General features: G+C 71.6%; 16 protein-coding genes. 7 read left to right on the top strand and 9 right to left on the bottom strand.

The features are described 5' to 3' along the window. Positions 1-672 carry a succinate dehydrogenase gene (locus tag ACIHCM_RS08405; RefSeq protein WP_399892181.1) on the bottom strand — a complete coding sequence of 224 codons (672 nt, stop codon included), beginning with the start codon at positions 670-672 and terminating at the stop codon, positions 1-3. A 119-nt stretch (positions 673-791) separates the two neighbouring features. Here ACIHCM_RS08405 and ACIHCM_RS08400 point away from each other — a divergent pair, with 119 nt between their 5' ends. After that, positions 792-1,676, top strand: coding sequence for a LysR family transcriptional regulator (locus tag ACIHCM_RS08400; protein ID WP_399891104.1), 885 nt, complete (start codon positions 792-794; stop codon positions 1,674-1,676). Positions 1,677-2,020: 344 nt separating this feature from the next. Here ACIHCM_RS08400 and ACIHCM_RS08395 read toward each other — a convergent pair whose 3' ends face one another. The 3 genes from ACIHCM_RS08395 to ACIHCM_RS08385 form a co-directional block, all read right to left on the bottom strand. Further along, entirely contained in the window at positions 2,021-4,162 is a 2,142-nt protein-coding gene (locus ACIHCM_RS08395) for a putative bifunctional diguanylate cyclase/phosphodiesterase (protein ID WP_399891101.1), read from the bottom strand. Beyond that, positions 4,159-4,971, bottom strand: coding sequence for an SAM-dependent methyltransferase (locus tag ACIHCM_RS08390; RefSeq protein ID WP_399891098.1), 813 nt, complete (start codon positions 4,969-4,971; stop codon positions 4,159-4,161). Before ACIHCM_RS08390 ends, ACIHCM_RS08395 begins: the two co-directional genes overlap by 4 nt. Positions 4,972-5,293: 322 nt before the next feature. Next, complete coding sequence (locus ACIHCM_RS08385) at positions 5,294-6,265, bottom strand: SCO0930 family lipoprotein (RefSeq protein WP_399891095.1); 972 nt, start codon at positions 6,263-6,265, stop codon at positions 5,294-5,296. A gap of 813 nt (positions 6,266-7,078) precedes the next feature. Between ACIHCM_RS08385 and ACIHCM_RS08380 the strand changes: the two genes are divergently transcribed. Both ACIHCM_RS08380 and ACIHCM_RS08375 read left to right on the top strand, forming a co-directional pair. After that, complete coding sequence (locus ACIHCM_RS08380; RefSeq protein WP_393108168.1) at positions 7,079-7,207, top strand: hypothetical protein; 129 nt, start codon at positions 7,079-7,081, stop codon at positions 7,205-7,207. A 16-nt stretch (positions 7,208-7,223) separates the two neighbouring features. Beyond that, entirely contained in the window at positions 7,224-7,988 is a 765-nt protein-coding gene (locus ACIHCM_RS08375; RefSeq protein ID WP_399891092.1) for a DUF4239 domain-containing protein, read from the top strand. 424 nt (positions 7,989-8,412) lie between these two features. Here ACIHCM_RS08375 and ACIHCM_RS08370 read toward each other — a convergent pair whose 3' ends face one another. Beyond that, on the bottom strand, positions 8,413-8,901 hold the full coding sequence (locus tag ACIHCM_RS08370) for a hypothetical protein (RefSeq protein ID WP_399891089.1): 489 nt from the start codon (positions 8,899-8,901) through the stop codon (positions 8,413-8,415). A gap of 334 nt (positions 8,902-9,235) precedes the next feature. Here ACIHCM_RS08370 and ACIHCM_RS08365 point away from each other — a divergent pair, with 334 nt between their 5' ends. Beyond that, positions 9,236-9,904 (top strand): class F sortase, encoded by a 669-nt coding sequence (locus ACIHCM_RS08365; protein WP_399891086.1) that lies wholly within the window; start codon positions 9,236-9,238, stop codon positions 9,902-9,904. A 30-nt stretch (positions 9,905-9,934) separates the two neighbouring features. On the opposite strand, the gene ACIHCM_RS08360 is transcribed toward ACIHCM_RS08365, so the two are convergent. Further along, positions 9,935-10,768 carry a polysaccharide deacetylase family protein gene (locus ACIHCM_RS08360; RefSeq protein WP_399891083.1) on the bottom strand — a complete coding sequence of 278 codons (834 nt, stop codon included), beginning with the start codon at positions 10,766-10,768 and terminating at the stop codon, positions 9,935-9,937. A gap of 104 nt (positions 10,769-10,872) precedes the next feature. Continuing rightward, positions 10,873-14,157, bottom strand: coding sequence for a bifunctional lysylphosphatidylglycerol synthetase/lysine--tRNA ligase LysX (gene lysX, locus ACIHCM_RS08355; RefSeq protein ID WP_399891080.1), 3,285 nt, complete (start codon positions 14,155-14,157; stop codon positions 10,873-10,875). Between the two features lie 89 nt (positions 14,158-14,246). Between lysX and ACIHCM_RS08350 the strand changes: the two genes are divergently transcribed. After that, on the top strand, positions 14,247-14,708 hold the full coding sequence (locus ACIHCM_RS08350) for a universal stress protein (protein WP_399891077.1): 462 nt from the start codon (positions 14,247-14,249) through the stop codon (positions 14,706-14,708). 86 nt (positions 14,709-14,794) lie between these two features. Beyond that, positions 14,795-16,207 (top strand): amino acid permease, encoded by a 1,413-nt coding sequence (locus ACIHCM_RS08345; RefSeq protein WP_399891072.1) that lies wholly within the window; start codon positions 14,795-14,797, stop codon positions 16,205-16,207. Here the strand turns inward: ACIHCM_RS08345 and ACIHCM_RS08340 are convergent. Together ACIHCM_RS08340 and ACIHCM_RS08335 are read right to left on the bottom strand one after the other, a co-directional pair. After that, on the bottom strand, positions 16,204-16,764 hold the full coding sequence (locus tag ACIHCM_RS08340; protein ID WP_399891069.1) for an alpha/beta fold hydrolase: 561 nt from the start codon (positions 16,762-16,764) through the stop codon (positions 16,204-16,206). The genes ACIHCM_RS08345 and ACIHCM_RS08340 overlap by 4 nt on opposite strands. A 22-nt stretch (positions 16,765-16,786) precedes the next feature. Continuing rightward, the gene (locus ACIHCM_RS08335; RefSeq protein ID WP_399891066.1) at positions 16,787-17,947 is read right to left on the bottom strand and encodes a CapA family protein; all 1,161 of its coding nucleotides are present in this window, start codon (positions 17,945-17,947) and stop codon (positions 16,787-16,789) included. Positions 17,948-18,159: 212 nt separating this feature from the next. Between ACIHCM_RS08335 and ACIHCM_RS08330 the strand changes: the two genes are divergently transcribed. Then, positions 18,160-18,705, top strand: a complete 546-nt coding sequence (locus ACIHCM_RS08330) for a sigma-70 family RNA polymerase sigma factor (protein ID WP_399891063.1) — start codon at positions 18,160-18,162, stop codon at positions 18,703-18,705. Positions 18,706-18,756: the final 51 nt, after the last annotated feature.

Genomic DNA, 18,756 nt, shown 5'->3' with positions numbered 1-18,756 from the left:
TCAGCTCACCAATCCGGTCATGACGCCTACGGGCACGGCGAGGAATCCGGCCGTGAGGAGCAGCGCGAGGGCGTTCGCGGTTGCCTTCAGCGCGCGGTCGCGTGTGCGGCTGCCGACGCCCAGGGTCTGTGCGGCGCTCCAGAACCCGTGCCGGATGTGCAGGCCGACGGCGAGCACCGCGACGATGTAGATCACGTTGCCGTACCAGGTGGAGAAGGTGTCCACGACGTTCTGGTAGGGACGGCCGTGCTCGAAGCCGCCGGTGTGCACGGTGCCGGTGGTCAGGTCGAGGATGTGCCAGACGATGAACAGGGCGAGGATGATCCCGCCCCAGCGCATGGTGCGCGTCGCGTAGGAGGCGCGCGGCTTCTTGTGCACGTACTTGCTGGGGCGCGCCTTGATGTCGCGGCGGCTCAGCTGGTACGCGGAGACGGCGTGGGCCACGACCGCGACGACGAGGACGATCCGGACCAGCCACAGCGTCCACTCGTAGTGCATGAACGGTTCACCCACGGTGCGCAGCCAGTGCGCGTAGTGGTTGAACTCGCCTGCGCCGAAGAAGATCTTCAGGTTGCCGATCATGTGGACGACCAGGTACAGCAGCATGGTGAGCCCGCTGACCGCCATCACGGTCTTCTTGCCGACGGAGCTGTCCCACATCGTGCGCGCCATGGACGGCCGTCGGTCCGTCCGCGTTGCCAGAGCCATGTTCCGCACCGTAGGCGTGCGCGGGCTCATCAGTCCAAGACATGGTCCGCCTTGATTCGATAGCTCAGGCCTATGCTTGCTGCATGCAGTTCCAGCAGCTCCAGTACTTCGTGGCGGTGGCCGAGACCCGGCACTTCACCCGGGCCGCGGATCTCGTCCATGTCGCCCAGCCGTCGCTGTCGCAGCAGATCAAGGCGCTGGAGCGGGAGCTGGGTGCCGATCTGTTCCTGCGGGCGCGGGGGAACATCACGCTCACCGACGCGGGCGAGGCACTGCTGCCGCTGGCCCGCCGGATCCTGGCCGACGCGGACACGGCGAGGCACGAGGTGCAGGAGCTGGTGCAGCTGCGGCGGGGGCGGGTGCGGCTGGGGGCCACGCCGAGCGTGTGCACGGGCCTGCTGCCGGATGTGCTGCGCGCGTTCCACGACCGCTATCCGGGCATCCAGCTGCTGATCGAGGAGAGCGGCTCGCACGATCTCGTACGGCATCTCGCGCGCGGCGCCCTCGATCTTGCCCTCGTCGTGCTGCCGCTGCCGACGCCGTCACCGGCGCTGACGACGGTGGAGCTGCTGCGGGAGGACCTGGTGGTGGTGTCGTCGCCGGAGGCGTCACGGCCGGGCGGGGGGCGGCGGACAGTGGGCATCCCCGATCTGGAGGGCGAGCGGCTGGTGATGTTCCGGCACGGGTACGACCTGCGGGAACTGACTGTCGCCGCCTGTCGCTCCGCGGGGTTCGAGCCGGATTTCGCGGTGGAGGGGGGCGAGATGGACGCGGTGCTGGGGTTCGTGCGGGCCGGGCTGGGGGTGGCCGTGGTTCCGCGCATGGTCGCCGCGCGGTCCGGGCGGGGGTTGCGGGTGACGCCGATTGCCCGGCCCGGACTGCATCGGACGATCGCGCTGGCGCACCGCAGCGATGTGGCTCCGCCTCGGGCTGCGCGGGAGTTGCAGCGGATGCTGCTGGAGCGGTGAGGGGCGCTTGCCGCGGGGTCGTGGTGCTTGGGCCTGAGGGTTCGGTGCGGGTTGTGGGGGCTGGTCGCGCAGTTCCCCGCGCCCCTGAGGGCGTGCGGCGGGGGCGCGCCTGCGGGGCGGGCGGAGGCGGAGGGTGGTGCGGCGGGCGCGGGTCGTAGGGGGCTGGTCGCGCAGTTCCCCGCGCCCCTCAGGGCGTGCGGCGGGGGCGCGCCTGCGGGGCGGGCGGAGGCGGAGGGTGGTGCGGCGGGTGCGGGTCGTAGGGGGCTGGTCGCGCAGTTCGCCGCGCCCCTGGGGGCGTGCGGCGGGGGCGCGTGGGGCGGCCCCGCATCCCTGGGCGTCTTGGGTCAGGTTGTCGCGTCGGCCATTGCCAGTTCGTGGAGTCGTTCCGGGGGGCCCGGGCGGGCGTAGTACCAGCCCTGGGCCGTGTCGCAGCCGAGTATGCGCAGTTGTTCGGCCTGGGCCCCGGTTTCCACGCCCTCGACCGTGACCGCGAGGTCGAGGCTGTGGGCGAGGGAGACGATGCCTTCGACGATCTTGAGGTCGACGGGGTCGGCCGGGAACCGCTGCATGCTCTGGGTGAAGGAGCGGTCCAGCTTGAGGATGCTCACCGGGAGGCGGCGGAGGTTGGCGAGGTTGGAGTAGCCGGTGCCGAAGTCGTCCAGGGCGATGTCGACGCCCATCTCGGCCAGCCGCCGCAGCGGCTTGAGCAGGTCGTCGTCGGCGCCGATCAGGGCGGACTCGGTGACCTCCAGGCAGAGCGCGTCGGGAGCGACGCCCTCGGCCTCCAGGATGTCGACCGTGTCCTGGACCAGACCGGGGTGGGTCAGCTGGCACGGGGAGAGGTTGACGTTGATCCGCAGCAGCGCGGAAGGCGTGCCGGCGTGGCGCTCGCGCCAGTCGCGGGCCTGGCGCACCGACTGCTCCAGCACCCAGCGGCCCAGCGGCACGATCAGGCCGGTGTGCTCCGCGAGCGGGATGAACCGGTCGGGTCCGAGGACGCCGTGCTGCGGGTGCAGCCAGCGGACCAGGGCCTCCGCGCCGCGCACGCTGCCGTCACCCAGGTGCACCAGGGGCTGGTACTCGATGAAGAACTCGCCCCGGTCCAGCGCGGCCGGCAACGCCGTGGTGAGGCCGTGCCGGGTGATGGCCCGGGCGTCGGCCTCGGCGTCGGCCACTTCGAAGCGGTTGCCGCCGGCCGACTTGGCCCGGTACATGGTGATGTCGGCGCTGCGCAGCACCTCGGCCGCGCTGCGCTCCCCCGCCGCGCCCTCGACGACGCCGATGCTGCCGCGCACCGTCAGCTGCCGGCCTTCCACGCTGATCGGGGCGGTGAGCGCGTTCATGATCCGGGCGGCGAGCTCGTCGACCTCGCGCTGGGTGTCGGGACCGGTGGTGAGCGCCACGAACTCGTCGCCGCCGAGTCTGGCGACCATCTCACCGGGTGCGGTGGCACAGGCCTGGAGGCGGTCGGCGACCTCGACGAGCAGCCGGTCGCCAGCCGCGTGGCCGAGGCTGTCGTTGATGGTCTTGAAGCCGTCGAGGTCGAGGTAGCACAGGCCGAAGCGCTGGCCTTCGCCCGCGCCGAGGGCCTTCTCCAGCCGCTCGAAGAACAGAGTGCGGTTGGGCAGTCCGGTGAGGGCGTCGTGGGTGGCCTCGTAGCGCAGCCGGAGGTTCAGCAGCCGCCGTTCGGTGGTGTCCTCCATCAGCGCGAGCTGGTACTGCGGGTTGCCGTCGGGGTCGCGCAGCAGGGAGACGGTGAGGTTGGTCCACAGGACCGTTCCGTCCGGCCGGTAGAAGGCCTTCTCCACGTGGTAGTGCTCGCGTTCGCCGCGCACCAGCTCCTCGTAGAGCCGCCAGACCTGGGGGGCGTCGTCGGCGTGGGTCCACTCCTGGACTTTGCGACCGCGCACGTTCTGCTCGGAGCCGCCGAACATGCGCATCAGCGCGCCGTTTACCTCCAGGACGTTGCCGTCGAGGTCCGCGATGCCGATGCCTATGGCCGCGCCCTCGAAGACCGCGCGGAAGCGGGCCTCGCTGGCGTGCAGCGCCTGCGCCACCACACCCTGGGCGCGCAACGCCGCCTGCGCGATGCACTCCTGCTCGGCGAGGGTGCGTTCCCGCAGCGCCTGGGCGAACCCGGCGGCCATGGCGTGCTGCAGCCGGGCGGAACGGGCCCGCAGATCCTCCTGGGGACCGTCGTCGCCACAGTAGAGCACCAGGTAGGCGTCGACGCAGTCCAGGGCGTGGCTGAGCGCCTCCGGGTCGGTGCAGTGCGCGTCGACCAGGGCGGCGCCGACCGCGCGGCCCTCGGCCGCGTCGTAGGTCCGCGCGAGCAGTGCCGCGCGCAGTCTCCGTGCCAGCGGCAGCAGTTGTCCCTCGAACTCCGGTCTGGTCAGCGACGTCGAGGTGGCGGGGTAGACCGCCCGGCTCCAGATCCTCGCGAACCGCCGCAGTCTGTCCTCCGGCCCGTCCGGCTCGGCGATCACGCGGTTCGCCCCACGCCGGCGAAGCCGGAGAAGGCATAGGGATCCTCGTCCTCCGGCGCGGTGTCGGGCCGCCAGACGGGCATCGGCACCAGTCCCGGTTCCACCATGTCGTACCCCTCGAAGAACCGCGCGATCTCCTCGCGCGAGCGCATGATCAGCGGGTTGCGGAGGTCCTTGTATACGTCCACCGCGCCACCCGCCCGCTCGGGTGCCAGCGGGATTCCCTCGTACGAGGCATGCGTCAGCACGAGCATGCTGCCGGGCGCGAGTGCGTCGCTCAGCTGAGCGACCGCTCCGTAGGGGTCGTCCGCGTCCTCCACGAAGTGCAGGACGGCGACGAGCAGCAGCGCCACCGGCCGCGTCAGGTCGAGCAGTTGCTCCACCTCCGGGCTGGACAGGATGTCCTGCGGCTTGCGCAGGTCGGCCGCGACCACGCGCGCGTCGTCGTTGCCTTCGAGAACGGCCTGGCTGTGCGCGACGGCGACCGGGTCGTGGTCGACGTAGACCACCCGCGCGCCGGGACTTGCAGCCTGGGCCACCTCGTGGACGTTGCCGTACGTCGGGATGCCCGAGCCGATGTCCAGGAACTGCGTGATGCCCTCGGCGGCGGCGTGCCGCACCGCGCGGCGCATGAAGGCCCGGTTCGCCCGCATGATCTTCGGCAGCCCCGGCATGAACTCCATGGCCCGGCGGGCCGCTTCCCGGTCGACCTCGAAGTTGTGCGAACCGCCCAGGTAGTAGTCGTAGATCCGCGCGACACTCGGCACCGAGATGTCGATGCTCCGTGGCGCCCAGGCGGGACGCTCCATCTGTCTCTCCATGGCGTAGGCGATCCGGTGTTCGAGCAGAGGCTACTGATCGCCCGCCAATGGAGCGACCTGAAACGGAAATTGACCGTCCGTTCCCGGTCACTGCCTGCGGCGCGTGCCGAATTGACCTGTCGCAGAACGCTTACGAGAAGTATCCGGCAGGTGCCACAGAGTCCTGGAGAAATGGGATGAGTCCAGAAGACTGCCGGTGAATCCGGAAGACTCCGGTGAATGATGCCAAAACGGCCCGCATACCGCGTGGTGCTGCGCGGGATGCGGACCGCTCGGCCGTGCGCCGGGCCCGGCCCGGAAGGGTCCTTCGCTACTGCGCGGGCGCGCCGACCGGCTTGCCGTCGGGCTTCACCGCGAACCAGGTGCCGCCCACGCCCTGGCCGTTGGTGTCACCGGGCTTCTTGTCCCCGGCGAAGGTGTAGATGGGCACACAGTCGATGGTCTGCTGCTTGATGCCGTCGGGCCGGTCGAAGACGACATAGCCCCGGTTGGCGGTGGAGCCCTGCAGGTCGATGCCCTTGGTGTCCTTGGCGTCGACCGGCGCGACGACCGGCCACTTCTCCAGGCACTCGCCGGTGCACGCGGTCTTCATCGGCCACTGCGAGTCCTTCATGAAGCGGTAGACCGTGTGGCCGTTCCCGTCGACGACGATCTCGCCGAGCTTCGGGTCCTTGCGGGTGGACAGTCCGGGCAGGTCCGCCGCGGTGGCCTTCTTGCCGTCCGGCGCCAGCGCGTACCAGGTGCCGCCCACGCCCTGGCCCTTGGTGTCGCCCGGGTTGACGTCCTTCGCATAGCGGTACGCCGGCCAGCCCGCGACGGTGAGCTGCTTGGTGCCGTCGGGGCGGGTGACCTCACCGAGCAGCGCCTCGTCGATGCCCTCGCCCGCGGTGGCGTCATCGGCCGGAACGGGCGGCCAGGCGGTCGCGCAGTCCCCCTCGCAGTTGGTCTTCGGCGGTTCCGCCGTGTCCTGGTCGAAGCGGTAGAGGGTTCGGCCGGCACTGTCGGCGAGCACCTTCCCGAGCTCCCCGTTGTCCGCGACCGACAGCTTGCCCGCGGGCGCGGCCTGGGCGCCGGTGCCCTGCTCGCCCGCCGGGGCACCCACGCCGGTGCCGGTACCGGCGCCGGTGTCGAGCCCCGTGCCGCCGTACCCACCGGCCGGGGCGGTGGCGCCCACGTTCTGGCTGGCCGACTGGGGACCACTTTCCTGACCGCACGCCGTCGTCAGCGCCAGTACGGCCGCGGCGCTCGCCACGAGCGAGGCGCTCCGCCAGGAGGTCTTCATCGTCAACTCCCCATAATGACAAGAATATTGCAGCGCCCTGCTGTGCCGCCGCACGACAATGGGTACGAACGGGGACGCCGGTTGTCTCAACCGGATCGGAGATTTCTTTCCGGGGCCACGGGCGGAACCCGGGGGCCGGGGGCCCGATCGGGCCCTGCTGCGGCGCGCCGGACGCCGACCGCCACTCGTATGCGCGTCCGGACGTCCGGACACACGGTCCCGTGCCGATCAAACCCCTCGCCGCACACTTCCCCCATTCGGGGCAATCCCCCGGCCGCCCGGGCGTGTGGGGACACGGGAAGCCTCATGATCTCGGTCGTGCATGGTTCCGAACCGACCCAATCGCCCGTCCCCGCACGGATGTTGGTCCTGGTGACACTCGCCGTGGCGCTCGTGGGCGCCCCGGCCGGCGTCGTGGCGGCCGACTCCTGTGCGTACGCGTCCACCGGACCGGGCGGCACGGAGGCGGTGGCGGTCGCGGGGAGCCGGACATGGCCCACTCCCCCGATCTGCCCCACCCCCACGCCCACACCCAGCCCGACGCCCACACCGACACCGACACCGACACCGCCGCCCGAACCGACTCCGCCGCCACCGCCACTACCCCCACCTCCCCCGAAGCCCACCCCGCCGCCGAAACCGACGCCCACCCCGCGGCCCGAGGCGCCACCCCGCCCCGCACCGCCACCACCACCGGCCCCCGCACCCCCGCCGGCCCCGGCTGCCAGGCCGACACCACCACCGCCACCACCGCCACCACCGCCGTCACCCTCCCCGTCGGCCAAGCCCGCCCCGCGTCCGACGGTGACGCCGGTGAGCTACCCGCGCTACCGAACCCCGCCGCGCAACCGCCAGACCCGGGGCGGTCAGTCGCCGGTCACCTACGTCCTGCTCATCACCGTGCCGGCGCTGCTCGCCGTCGCCGCGCTGCGTCCGCGCTGATCCCTGGAGGCTTCCGTTGCCGGAATGGCTTGTTCTCACCCTCGCGATGCTGGCCGCCTGCTCCCTGGTGGTCGTCATCACCCTGCTTCGCAACCGTGCGGCGTCCGAGGACGAGGATCCCTCCGAGACGCCGGACGTCATCGAGTACATGACGATGTGGATCGGTGTGGTGTACGCCATCGTGCTCGGCCTTGCCATCGCCGGTGTGTGGGAGGCGCGCAGCGTCGCCCAGGACCACGTGCGGGCGGAGGCGCAGGCACTGCACGAGATCACGGAACGGGTGCGGGTGTACCCGTCCGACGTACGTGAGCGCATTAGGGAGGATGTCAACACCTATGTCGGACACGTCGTCACCACCGAGTGGAAGGCGATGACCGAGGAGGGGAAGGTCACCGCGCGCGGCACCGAACTGCTGGACCAGGTGCGCGCGACCGTCACGGACTACGAGCCGAGGACCGACTTCGAGGCGCAGGCCTACCAGCCGCTCGTGGACCAGGTGGCCGAGGCGGACCGGGCGCGGCATGCGCGGGCGGACTCGACCGAGTCGACGATGCCTGCCGTGGTGTGGTTCGGGCTCATCGCCGGAGCCGTTATCACCATCGGGATGATCTTCGCCCTGCAGATCCGGCGCACCCCGCGCGAACTGGTCCTCGCCGTGCTGTTCTCGGCGCTGATCGCCTTCCTGCTCTTCCTGATCTGGGACTTCGACTCGCCCTACAGCAGGGGTGTCGCGGCCTCGTACCAGCCGTTCCTGGACCTCTTCCCGGACGCCGGGAGCTGACGGGCGGCCGACGGGGCCCGCACCCCGGCCCGGCGCGTGCCGGCGCCCGCGCACCGTGGGCCGCCGTGGGACGTCGGGCACGCCGCCGCCGTCCCCCGGCCGCAGCAGTGCCGGCCCCCGGACGGCCCACCTGTGTGCCCCGTTCGCACCACTGCGATAGCGAACACGCGGTCCTGTTCCTAGCGTTTCAGTCATCGAGGTGCATTTCCGGTGCGGTCGCAACGGTCCGTGCCTGCTCCTCGGGGACCGGAGGATGCACATGGGCGCGATACGGGTCGCAGCGCGCGCCCTCGGCCGCGAGCCGGCACGCCGCCCGCTCTTGACCACGGCACCCCCCGCGCACATGACGTCGGCCCCGGATCCGAGCGGGGTCCGGGGCCGACGCCCTCACGTGCGATCAGTTCTCCCGACGCGGGGCGGCGCGTCAGGCGTGGTTCTCGCAGCGGCGACGCATCCAGAAGACACCACTGCCGATGACGGCCGAGGCGACGAGCCCGCCGCCGATGGCCATGTCGGTCGGCGTGGCCCCGGAGGAGATGCTGCCCCCGAGACCGCCGCGGACACCGCCGATGACGGTGAAGGCGTTCGGGCGCGTCAGCCGCCGGCCGGAGCACTGGACGCTGATGTTGTAGGTGCCGGGGCGTGCGTCGCTGTGGATCGTCGCGTAGCCCCTCGACGTCAGGTTGGCGCCGTTGATCGGTGACAGGGTGGCCATGCCGAAGGCATCGGAGTACACGGCGCCGCCTCTGGGGCAGCCGTCCACGGTGACCGTGATCTGGCCCCCGCGGGCGATGACGCTGGGCAGGGCGACGATGTTGGCCGGGCCGTTGCCCGCGACCGCCGCCGGGGCCGCGGCCCCGAGCAGGAACGCGGCGGCCGCGGCGGAGACCGCCAGGGCACGAGAGTTACGCATGTCATCCTCCGCGGAAGACGCCCCGGGACCCGTTCCCGGTGAATCGGCGAGACAGCGTCTCCCAGCAAAACCCTCAGTTGCCGTGCACAATCCCGCATTTCGGGGATGGGCCGTCCAGGTGAAACAACATGCCGGAGGATAACCGCACAATCGGATATCGCCGCAGGTCACGGACCATGGGAAAAAACCTGCGCGCGGCAACTCGGATGGCGCACCGGTCGTGACCGGTACACCCATTCGTCTCTCTCCCGTCGCCGGTTTTCCGTCAGGGTTCTAGCGTGCTCCCAAGCGCTGAATTGACGTGGCGACGGCCGCGTCGAGAGGGGATGACACCATGTTCCTTTCCGAGTTGGAGGAAGAGGAGGAGCGGCAGAGGAAGCGCGCGCCATGGGGCGTGATAGCGCTTGTTCTGCTGACCGGTCTCGCCCTCATCCGCAATGGCTCGGGGGAGTTCGACGTGGGGCCACCGCAGCCCGCGTCGGCGGCGGCCGCGGACGCGGGCGCTCCCTCCACCCCGGCCACCTTCGGGAAGTCCCCGCCGGCGCTGCCGTACTCGCTGCCCGGCTGGATCCGGATTCCCGCGATCCAGGTCGACGCTCCGGTGATGCCGGTCGGTCTGGACGCCGAGGGGTGGGTGGACGCACCGCCTCCGGAGGATCCCCATCTGGCGGGCTGGTTCACCGGTGCCGTCTCGCCCGGCGAGAAGGGCACCGCGGTGGTGGTCGGCCATGTCGACAACCAGGCCGGTCCCGCGGTGTTCTACGGCCTCGGCGCACTGAAGCGCGGAAACCGGGTCGAGGTGCTCCGGCAGGACAAGAAGACGGCCGTGTTCGAGGTCTACGGCGTCGAGGTCTTCGCGAAGAACAACTTCCCCGGAGACCGCGTCTACGGTTCCAAGGGTGTCCCGGAACTGCGGGTCATCACCTGCGGTGGCGGTTTCTCCAAGCAGAACGGCTACGACGGGAACGTCGTGGCCTTCGCCCGCCTGGTCGAGGTGCGCTGAGCGTGCCCCGACCCGGCGGGCGGGCGCCGGTCACACCTGGTGCCGGCGTGGCACGGTGAGGTGGTAGCCGGCGTCCAGCAGGTGCGGCAGATAGTCGCGCAGTGCCCACACGCTCTGCGAGCGGTCGCCCCCGGCGTCGTGTGCGAGGACGACGACGCCGGGGCCGGCGCCGCTCTCCACCCGGTCGACGATGGTGCGGGTGCCGGGCTCGGTCCAGTCGAGGGTGTCGACGGTCCAGGCGAGGGGTTCCATGCCCAGTTCGGCCCCGAGCTGGAAGGCGGCACGGTTCCAGGCGCCGTACGGGGCGCGGAACCACAGCGGGCGATCCCCGTAGGCCTTCTCGATGATCTCGCTGGTGCGCTCCATCTCGGCGCGGATGCGAGCGCGGGTGAGGGTGGTGAGCAGGGGGTGGGACCAGGTGTGGTTGCCGACGACGTGGCCGTCGTCCGCCATCTCGGCCAGCAGGTCCCGGTGCTCGGCGGCCATCTCGCCGCACACGAAGAACGTCGCCCGTACGTCGTACTCGCGCAGGGTGCGCAGGATCTCGGGGGTGTAGCGCGGGTCGGGGCCGTCGTCGAAGGTCAGGACCATGGTGCGGCCGATCCCGTGCATGCGCAGCAGGGGTTCGCGCCGGACCGGGGTGCGGCCTGAGGCGGCCGGGGGCCCCTGGCCGGCCAGCGGCTGGAGACGGTAGGCGGACGGCTTGAGCGGGCGTCGTGCCGGGGATCCGGGGGCGGGGGCGGCGGACGGGCGGGCCTCGCCGCCCGAGCCCGCCCTCAGCAGACCGGCGGCACCGGCCGCGCCCAGGGCACCGACACCGGCGATCAACGCCCGGCGGCGGGTGAGCAACTGATCCTTCTTCATGAATCATCAGTCGCCCCACCCACCCCCGGCGCACCTCAGCGACACCGGCGCGGCGGCAGGAAAACACCCGGGCGGCGGATCCGGGACCACGGCGTCATCCGCTTTCAGCGGCGCCGCACCAGGGGGAACGGCAGCGTCTCCCGGATCGTCAGGCCCGTGAGGAACATGACCATCCGGTCGACGCCGATGCCGAGGCCGCCCGTGGGCGGCATGGCGTACTCGAGCGCGTCCAGGAAGTCCTCGTCCAGTTCCATGGCCTCGGGGTCGCCGCCCGCGGCGAGCAGGGACTGTGCGGTCAGGCGCCGGCGTTGTTCGACCGGATCGGTCAGCTCGGAGTAGGCGGTGCCGAGTTCGGTGCCGAAGGCGACGAGGTCCCAGCGTTCGGCGAGCCGGGGGTCGGTGCGGTGCTGCCGGGTCAGCGGGGAGACGTCGGTGGGGAAGTCCTTGTAGAACGTCGGCAGCAGGGTCCTCTCCTCGACGAGGCGTTCGTACATCTCCAGGACGACGTCACCGGGGCCGTCGTCGGCGGTGTAGGGGACACCTGCGCGGTCGCACAGCCGTTTGAGTGCCGTCAGGTCCGTGTCCGCGGTCACCTCCTCCCCCAGCGCCTCGGAGATCGCCCCGTGCACCGTCCTCACGGGCCAGGTCCCGGAGATGTCGTGCTCCTGCCCGTCCCGGTGTGCGACCGGGCTGCCGAAGGCGGCGGTCGCCGCGCCCTGGATCAGCTCGCGCGTCAGGTCGAGCATCACGTCGTAGTCGGCGAACGCCTGGTAGGCCTCCAGCATCGTGAACTCGGGGTTGTGCTTGTAGGAGACGCCTTCGTTGCGGAAGGTACGGCCCATCTCGAAGACCTTCTCCATGCCGCCGACGCACAGCCGCTTCAGATACAGCTCGGGCGCGATGCGCAGGTACAGGTCCAGGTCGTAGGCGTTGATGTGGGTGGTGAAGGGCCGGGCGTTGGCGCCGCCGTGGATCTGCTGGAGCATCGGGGTCTCGACCTCCAGGTAGCCCCGGTCCAGCAGGCCCTGCCGCAGCGCCTGGACCGCCGTGGAGCGGGCGCGGATCACCTGGCGCGCTGCGGGGCTCGACACCAGGTCCAGGTAGCGCATCCGCACCTTGGTCTCGGGGTCGGCCAGGCCCCGGCGTTTGTCGGGCAACGGGCGCAGGCACTTGCCGACGAGCCGCCAGGAGCTGACGAAGACGGTGGGCTCGCCCTTGTCGCTGAGGCCCGCGCGGCCGACTGCGGTGATGTGGTCGCCGATGTCGGCGGCGGTCCTGAAGCGTTCCAGTGCCGGGCCCAGGTCCTCGCGCGTCAGGGCGAGTTGGTGGTCGCCCGACCAGTCGCGCAGCCGTACGAAGAGGATGCCGCCGAAGTCGCGCACCAGCATGACGCGTCCGGCGACCGTCACCTGCTCGCCCGCGCGGACGTCGGCGAGGGCACGGGTGGGCGGCGGGACGCCGACCGGGTACGGGTCGCTGCCGGCGGCGCGCAGCCGGTCCAGTTTGTGGTGCCGGACGCGAACCTGGTCCGGCAGCCCGGCGAGCGGGTCACCGGACCCGGCCTCATCCCCTCCGGCGAGGCCGAGCGCGGCCGGCGGCGGCAGGTCCCGCGTGATGGCGGGCGGGCGCCGGCGGTCCGGGTGCCCCTTGTCCCGGAGTCTGCGCAGCGACGGTACGGAGACGAAGCCCTCGGCGACTGCGGAGGCGAGGCCGATCCGGGCGAGGGCGGCGGCGTCGCCGTAACAGAGGAACCGTGGATACCACTCGGGGTGGTACTTGGCGTTGGAGCGGTACAGCGCCTCCAGTTGCCACCAGCGGGAGAGGAACAGCAGCAGGCGCCGCCACAGCCGCAGCACGGGTCCGGCGCCGATCCGGGCGCCCTCCTCGAAGACCGAGCGGAAGACGGCGAAGTTCAGGGAGATCCGCCGTACGCCCAGCTTGGGGGCGGCGGCGCAGAGTTCGGCGACCATGAACTCCATGACGCCGTTCGGCGCGGCCTGCCGGTCCCGGCGCATCAGGTCCAGGGAGATGCCGTCCCTGCCCCACGGTACGAAGGAGAGCAGGGCGAGCAGGCGGCCGTCCGCGCCCAGCGCCTCCACGAGCAGGCAGTCGCCGTCGGCCGGGTCGCCGAGCCGGTCCAGGGCCATGGAGAAGCCGCGTTCGGTCTCGGTGTCGCGCCAGGCGTCGGCCGTGCGGACGACCTTCTCCATCTCCTCGGCGCCGAGGCGAGCGTGCCGGCGGATGCGGGTGGTGGCGCCGGTGCGGCGGACGCGGTGCACGGCCTGCCGGGTGACGCGCATGTCGCGGCCGCCGAGGTCGAACCCGGCCGCGTGCACGACGGCCTCGTCGCCCAGCTGGAGGACGCCGAGCCCGGCGCGGGCGAAGGCCTTGGCGCCCTCCTCGGAGGCGCCCATCACAGCGGGCGCCCAGGCGTGCCGGCGGGCCAGCTCCAGCCAGACCGCGACGGCGTGCGGCCAGGCCTCGGGGTCGCCGACCGGGTCGCCTGCGGCCAGGCAGACGCCGGCCTCGACGCGGTAGGTGACGGCCGCCTTGCCGCTGGGTGAGAAGACCACTGCCTTGTCGCGCCGGGTGGCGAAATAGCCGAGCGAGTCGCGCTCGCCGTACGCCGTGAGGAGGGCGCGGACGCGGGCCTCCTCGTCGCCGTGCAGGGCGGCCTCCATGCGCTGCGAGCGGAAGAGGGTGGCGGCGGCGTTCAGCAGGGCGAGCGCGCCGAACAGGCCGAGCAGGAAGAACAGCGACCGCGGTGGCCGTCCGTCGAAGGCACCGGCGGAGATCAGCCCGCCGCACACCCGGTCGGCGGCCCACACCAGCCGCTGTCCTCGCGGCAGCGTGCCCGGGAACAGCTCCACCAGGCCCCAGCCGGCCAGGATGCCCGCGACCAGCCCGGCCAGCAGGACGCCGACGGCCCGGCGCACGGCGCCGTGGCGGGAGGCGGCGTAGAACTCGCGGCGGGCGAGGACCAGCAGCACCAGCGCGAGGGCACACACGATCAGGGAGGGCAGGGAGCCGGCGTAGTCGCCGAACGCGGCCCCCAGGACGTCGGCGAGGATCAGCAGGCCCAGATAGACGACGACCAGCCACCAGGCGACCTTCTTGCGGGCGGCGGTGGCGCCGGCGAGCAGGAACAGGAAGACGGCGTAGGCGAGGTTGGGGCTGACGGGGACGATCAGCAGTTCGAGGAAGTGGACCACCGGGAACAGCGCGGCGCGCAGCGGCGGGATGAGCGCCAGCAGAGCACAGAGCACCCCGAGGACGCCGAGGAAGGCCGCGAAGATCTCCGGCACCTTGCCCAGGAGACCGGTGCCGGGCCGCCGTATCGCACCACCCGGGGTGTCCCGGGCCCTGGCGGTGTCCACGGTGGCACTCATGCTTCCGACTCTAGGAACAGCGCCGGTGGCCCGCCCGTCGAGCGTGGCCTCCCGGTGGGCGGACCGGGCGCTTCCGATAGCCTCGGGCCGTGACGGAACAGCATGCGCACCAGTTCGAGCGCGGCACGGACGGACCCAAGGTCATCGTGGTCGGGGTGGACGGCTCCGACTCCTCGATGCGGGCCGCGGCCTACGCCACCGGTCTGGCCCGGCGGCAGAACGCGCTGCTGGCACTCGTGTACGTGCAGCCGGTGCTGGCCGCCGGCGCGGCACTCGGGGCGCCCGTCGCGGTGGCCACGGACGAGGTCGCCGAGGACCTGGTGGCACAGATCCGGGCCGCGACCGAGCGGGTCAAGGGGATATTCGACCTGCGCTGGGAGTTCCACACCTTCCGCGGCGACCCGTACAGCGGGCTGGTGAAGGCGGCGGACGAGCTGAAGGCCGACGCCGTCGTGGTGGGCGCCTCCGAACAGGCCGGTCACCGGATCATCGGCTCGGTGGCGATCCGGCTGGTGAAGGCGGGACGATGGCCGGTGACAGTCGTGCCGTAGGGGTGCGTGGCGCCTTTCCTCGGGTGCGCGACTGAGCCATCATGATCCGCCGTCAGCGGTTCGGCGATCGCGAAGAGGTGAGGCGCATGGCCCGGCTCCGAATGGGCGAGGGGATTCTCCGCCGCAAACCCATCGAGCACATCGAAGAGACGGAGATCGCCGAGGGCCCCAAGCTCGAACGATCCCTCGGGCTGTGGCAGCTGACCGCGATCGGCGTCGGCGGCATCATCGGCGCGGGAATCTTCACCCTGGCCGGTGCGGTGGCCAACGGCACGGCCGGGCCCGCGGTGCTGGTGTCGTTCCTGATCGCGGGTGTGGCGAGTGCGGCGGCCGCACTGTCGTACGCCGAGTTCGCGGGGCTGATCCCGAAGGCGGGTTCCGCCTACACCTACGGCTACGCGGTCCTCGGTGAGCTGGTGGGCTGGTTCATCGGCTGGGACCTGCTGCTGGAGTACACGGCGATCGTGGCGGTGGTCGCGATCGGCATCTCGGGCTACTTCAACTTCCTCGTCAACCAGTTGGGCGCCGACCTGCCGAGCTGGATGCTGGGCGCGCCCGGCACCGGCGAGGGCCATCGGGTGGACCTCTTCGCCGCGGTGCTGTGCCTGTTCATCGCCTACCTGCTCAACCTCGGCATCAAGAACGCGGCCCGCTTCGAGATGGTCGTGGTCGTACTGAAGGTGCTGGTGGTGCTGCTGGTCATCGGCGTCGGCGTCTTCCACATCAACACCGCGAACTACAACCCGTTCTTCCCCTACGGCGTCGGCGGCGCCTTCACCGGTGCGGCCACCGTGTTCTTCGCGGTCTTCGGGTACGACGCCATGTCCACCGCGGCCGAGGAGTCGAAGGACGCGCAGCGGCACATGCCGAAGGCGATCATCTACTCGCTGGCGATCTCGATGGTGCTGTACGTGGCCGCGTGCCTGGTGCTGACGGGCATGCAGAAGTACACGGAGATCGACCCGGAGAGCGGCTTCTCCACCGCGTTCGAGTCGGTGGGTCTCGACGCCCTCGCGAGCGTGATCGCGGTCGGTGCGATCATCGGCATCCTCACCGTGATGTTCACCTTCCTGCTGGGCGTCACCCGCGTGTGGTTCTCGATGTCCCGGGACGGGCTGCTGCCCAGGTGGTTCGCGAAGACGCACCCGACCCGCCATGTGCCGACGCGGGTGACATGGATCGCGGGATTCGCGTCGGCCGCCATCGCCGGGTTCCTGCCGATCGGCGAGGCGGCCGAACTGACCAACATCGGGATCCTGCTGGCGTTCGTGGTGGTGTGCATCGCGGTCATCGTGCTGCGCTACCGGCAGCCGGAATTGCCGCGCACCTTCCGTACGCCGTGGATGCCGTTCGTGCCGGCCCTGGGCGTCCTCTTCTCGGTCTGGCTGATCACGTTCCTGCAGTGGCAGACCTGGGCGCGGTTCGCCGTGTGGCTCGCGCTGGGCCTGGTGATCTACTTCACCTACTCGTACCGGAAGTCGAAACTGGCCGGGCGTTAGAGGCCGCGGAGGAAGCCGAGCAGGGTCTCGTCGAAGACCCTCGGTTGCTCCAGGTTGGGGTAGTGGCCGGTGCCCTCGATGGTCACCGAGCGGCCGTTCGCGACGGTGCCGGCCAGCCGTTCGGCGGCGGCGCGCAGGTCGGCGGGTTCCAGGCCGCCGTTGACGGTGAGGACCGGGACGCCGGAGTTCGCGACGCGGTCCCAGGTGCCGGTCACGGGCACGTGCCAGTTCTTCTCGCCCGGCGTGTGCTGGGAGATCGTGGCGAGGGCCATCTCCCGCAGCCTGCGCGGGATGTCCGGGTCGACGTCGGCGGCGGTCCGGTGCGGGCCGGGGACGACCCGCAGGAAGGCGCCCAGCCAGGCCTCGACGTCGCCGGCGGCCAGGGCGCGGGCCTGCTCGGCCTGGTACTCCGGCTCACGGAGGCGGGCCGGGAGGCGATCACCGCCGTCGTCGCCCGCGAGCACCTCGTGCTGCGCGATGTCGGGGGCGACCTGACGGACGCCGACGTGCGGGCGTGTGTGCGCGTACTCGGCGAGATGCTGCGACTGTTCGACCACGTCGACGTCAACTGAGCGCCGGCTACTCCCCCATCACGAGCCCCTGCTGCCCCGCGCCCCGGCTGAGGACGACCGCGTGGATGCGGTCGCGTACGCCGACGAGGTCGGCGCCCTGGGCGAGGGCCGCGTTGAGGTTGACCACCCGGCCGGCGTCGATGTCGTACATCTGCGGGATGAACTCGGCCTTGCTCACCTCCCAGCGGGCACCGGGGGCGGTGGGCGGGGTGAACGTGAAGCGGCCGAGGGTGGACTGGTTGCCACGGGGGTCCAGATCGCCCTGATGGTTGGTCATCTTGCCGGCGATCTGGTCACCCATGCCGTAGATCACCCAGGTGCCGTTGATCTTCTCGTACGCCTGCGGCACATGGGCGTGGGTGCCGAGGATCAGGTCGATGTCGGGGCGGCCGGCGGAGCTGGCCGCGGTGAGGCTGCGCGCCAGGGTCAGCTGGCGCCGGTCCGGCTCCTCCTGCCACTCGGTGCCCCAGTGCACGGAGACCACGACCACGTCGGCGCCCGCCCGCCGGGCGGCCCGGGCGTCGGCCACGATCCGGTTCTCGTCGAGGAGGTTGACGGCCCAGGGACTGCCCGGCGGAAGCGGGTGGCCGTTGGTGCCGAAGGTGTAGGCGAGGTGGGCGACCTTCGCCGTGCCCGCGGGCAGGACGGTGACCGTGCGCGCCTCCTGAGCGGTACGCGCCGTCCCGGCGTGCCGGACGCCGGCCTGGTCGAGGGCGTCCAGGGTGCGCCGGATGCCCTCGGCGCCGTCGTCGAGGCTGTGGTTGGAGGCGGTGGAGCAGCCGTCGTAGCCGGTCTCGGCGAGGCCCTGGGCGATCTCCGGCGGGGACTTGAACTCCGGGTAGCCGGAGTACTTCCCGTCCTCGCCGTACACCGTCTCCATGTGACACAGCGCCAGATCGGCACCGGAGACCACGGGTGCCACGCCGGCGAGCATCGGCCGGAAGTCGTGGCCCGTGCCACCCGCGTCGAAGCGGGCCTGCTCGATCACGGACGTGTGCGGCAGGACGTCGCCGGAGGCCACGAGGGTGAAGGGACGGTGGGCGGCGGCGGCCGGCGGGCCCGTGCGGGCGCCGGGCTCCTCGTCGCGGGCCTGGCAGGCGGCAGCCGCGGCGAGCACAGCCGTCAGGGCCAGGGCCACCTGCCGTCTGCGTGCGATGCGTACGGTCATCAGCTCACCTCAGTGCGGTCGTATTTACGCACAAATAGGTACGAAGCTGGACGACATCGCAAACAACCTCAGGGGTCCCTTTAACCCGTCCGCGTCGCGCGAGTGGGCGAGGCGGACCGTTCGTCGTACCGTTCGCCGACGTGTTCGACCGTCCGTCGCAGCGCCGTGCGCGCTCCCTGTCCAGCGACCGCGCCCTGCGATGCCATACCGCCATGACGGCCGGAACCACGATCACCAGCGGGACGACCGCCGAGCACGAGCTCGCCGCGCTTCAGCGGGAGCACGGCCGACCGCTCTTCGCACTGCTGCTCAGGCTCTGCGACGGCGACCGGCAGCGCGCCGAGGACCTGGTGCAGGAGACCCTCGTCCGCGCCTGGCAGCACCCCGAGGCGCTGCGCGCCGACGCCTTCGAGTCCGTACGGCCCTGGCTGCTCACCGTGGGCCGGCGGCTCGCGATCGACGCCCGGCGGGCCCGGCAGGCGCGCCCGCCCGAGGTCGGCGACGCGATTTTGGAGAACGCTCGGGTGTGCGCCGATCACGCCGAACGCTCGGCCGCCACCGTCGACGTGCGCCAGGCTGTGAAGACACTCACGCCGGAGCACCGTGAAGTCCTGGTGCTCGTGTACTTCCAGGGGGCGAGTGTGGCGGAAGCGGCTCAGACCCTGGGCATTCCGCCCGGTACCGTGAAGTCCCGCGCTTACTACGCCCTGCGCGCCCTGCGCCGGGTGCTTCCGGGATACGCGGCCGACCTGCGATGAAACCGATCGGCGAGTCAAGCCTCCGTAAAGCGCCTTGCTGAGGACCCCGGT

The sequence above is a fragment of the Streptomyces sp. NPDC052023 genome, assembly GCF_044548465.1.
Taxonomy (GTDB): Bacteria; Actinomycetota; Actinomycetes; order Streptomycetales; family Streptomycetaceae; genus Streptomyces.
The sequence above is the reverse complement of the archived record's forward strand: the minus strand, read 5'-3'. Positions and strand labels throughout refer to the sequence as shown.

Bases quoted from the DNA above. Each gene is read 5' to 3' on its own strand.
- ACIHCM_RS08405 (WP_399892181.1), bottom strand. From the start codon at position 672: ATGGCGCGCACGATGTGGGACAGCTCCGTCGGCAAGAAGACCGTGATG.
- ACIHCM_RS08400 (WP_399891104.1), top strand. From the start codon at position 792: ATGCAGTTCCAGCAGCTCCAGTACTTCGTGGCGGTGGCCGAGACCCGG.
- ACIHCM_RS08390 (WP_399891098.1), bottom strand. From the start codon at position 4,971: ATGGAGCGTCCCGCCTGGGCGCCACGGAGCATCGACATCTCGGTGCCG.
- ACIHCM_RS08385 (WP_399891095.1), bottom strand. From the start codon at position 6,265: ATGAAGACCTCCTGGCGGAGCGCCTCGCTCGTGGCGAGCGCCGCGGCC.
- ACIHCM_RS08370 (WP_399891089.1), bottom strand. From the start codon at position 8,901: ATGCGTAACTCTCGTGCCCTGGCGGTCTCCGCCGCGGCCGCCGCGTTC.
- ACIHCM_RS08365 (WP_399891086.1), top strand. From the start codon at position 9,236: ATGTTCCTTTCCGAGTTGGAGGAAGAGGAGGAGCGGCAGAGGAAGCGC.
- ACIHCM_RS08360 (WP_399891083.1), bottom strand. From the start codon at position 10,768: ATGAAGAAGGATCAGTTGCTCACCCGCCGCCGGGCGTTGATCGCCGGT.
- lysX (WP_399891080.1), bottom strand. From the start codon at position 14,157: ATGAGTGCCACCGTGGACACCGCCAGGGCCCGGGACACCCCGGGTGGT.
- ACIHCM_RS08345 (WP_399891072.1), top strand. From the start codon at position 14,795: ATGGCCCGGCTCCGAATGGGCGAGGGGATTCTCCGCCGCAAACCCATC.
- ACIHCM_RS08335 (WP_399891066.1), bottom strand. From the start codon at position 17,947: ATGACCGTACGCATCGCACGCAGACGGCAGGTGGCCCTGGCCCTGACG.
- ACIHCM_RS08330 (WP_399891063.1), top strand. From the start codon at position 18,160: ATGACGGCCGGAACCACGATCACCAGCGGGACGACCGCCGAGCACGAG.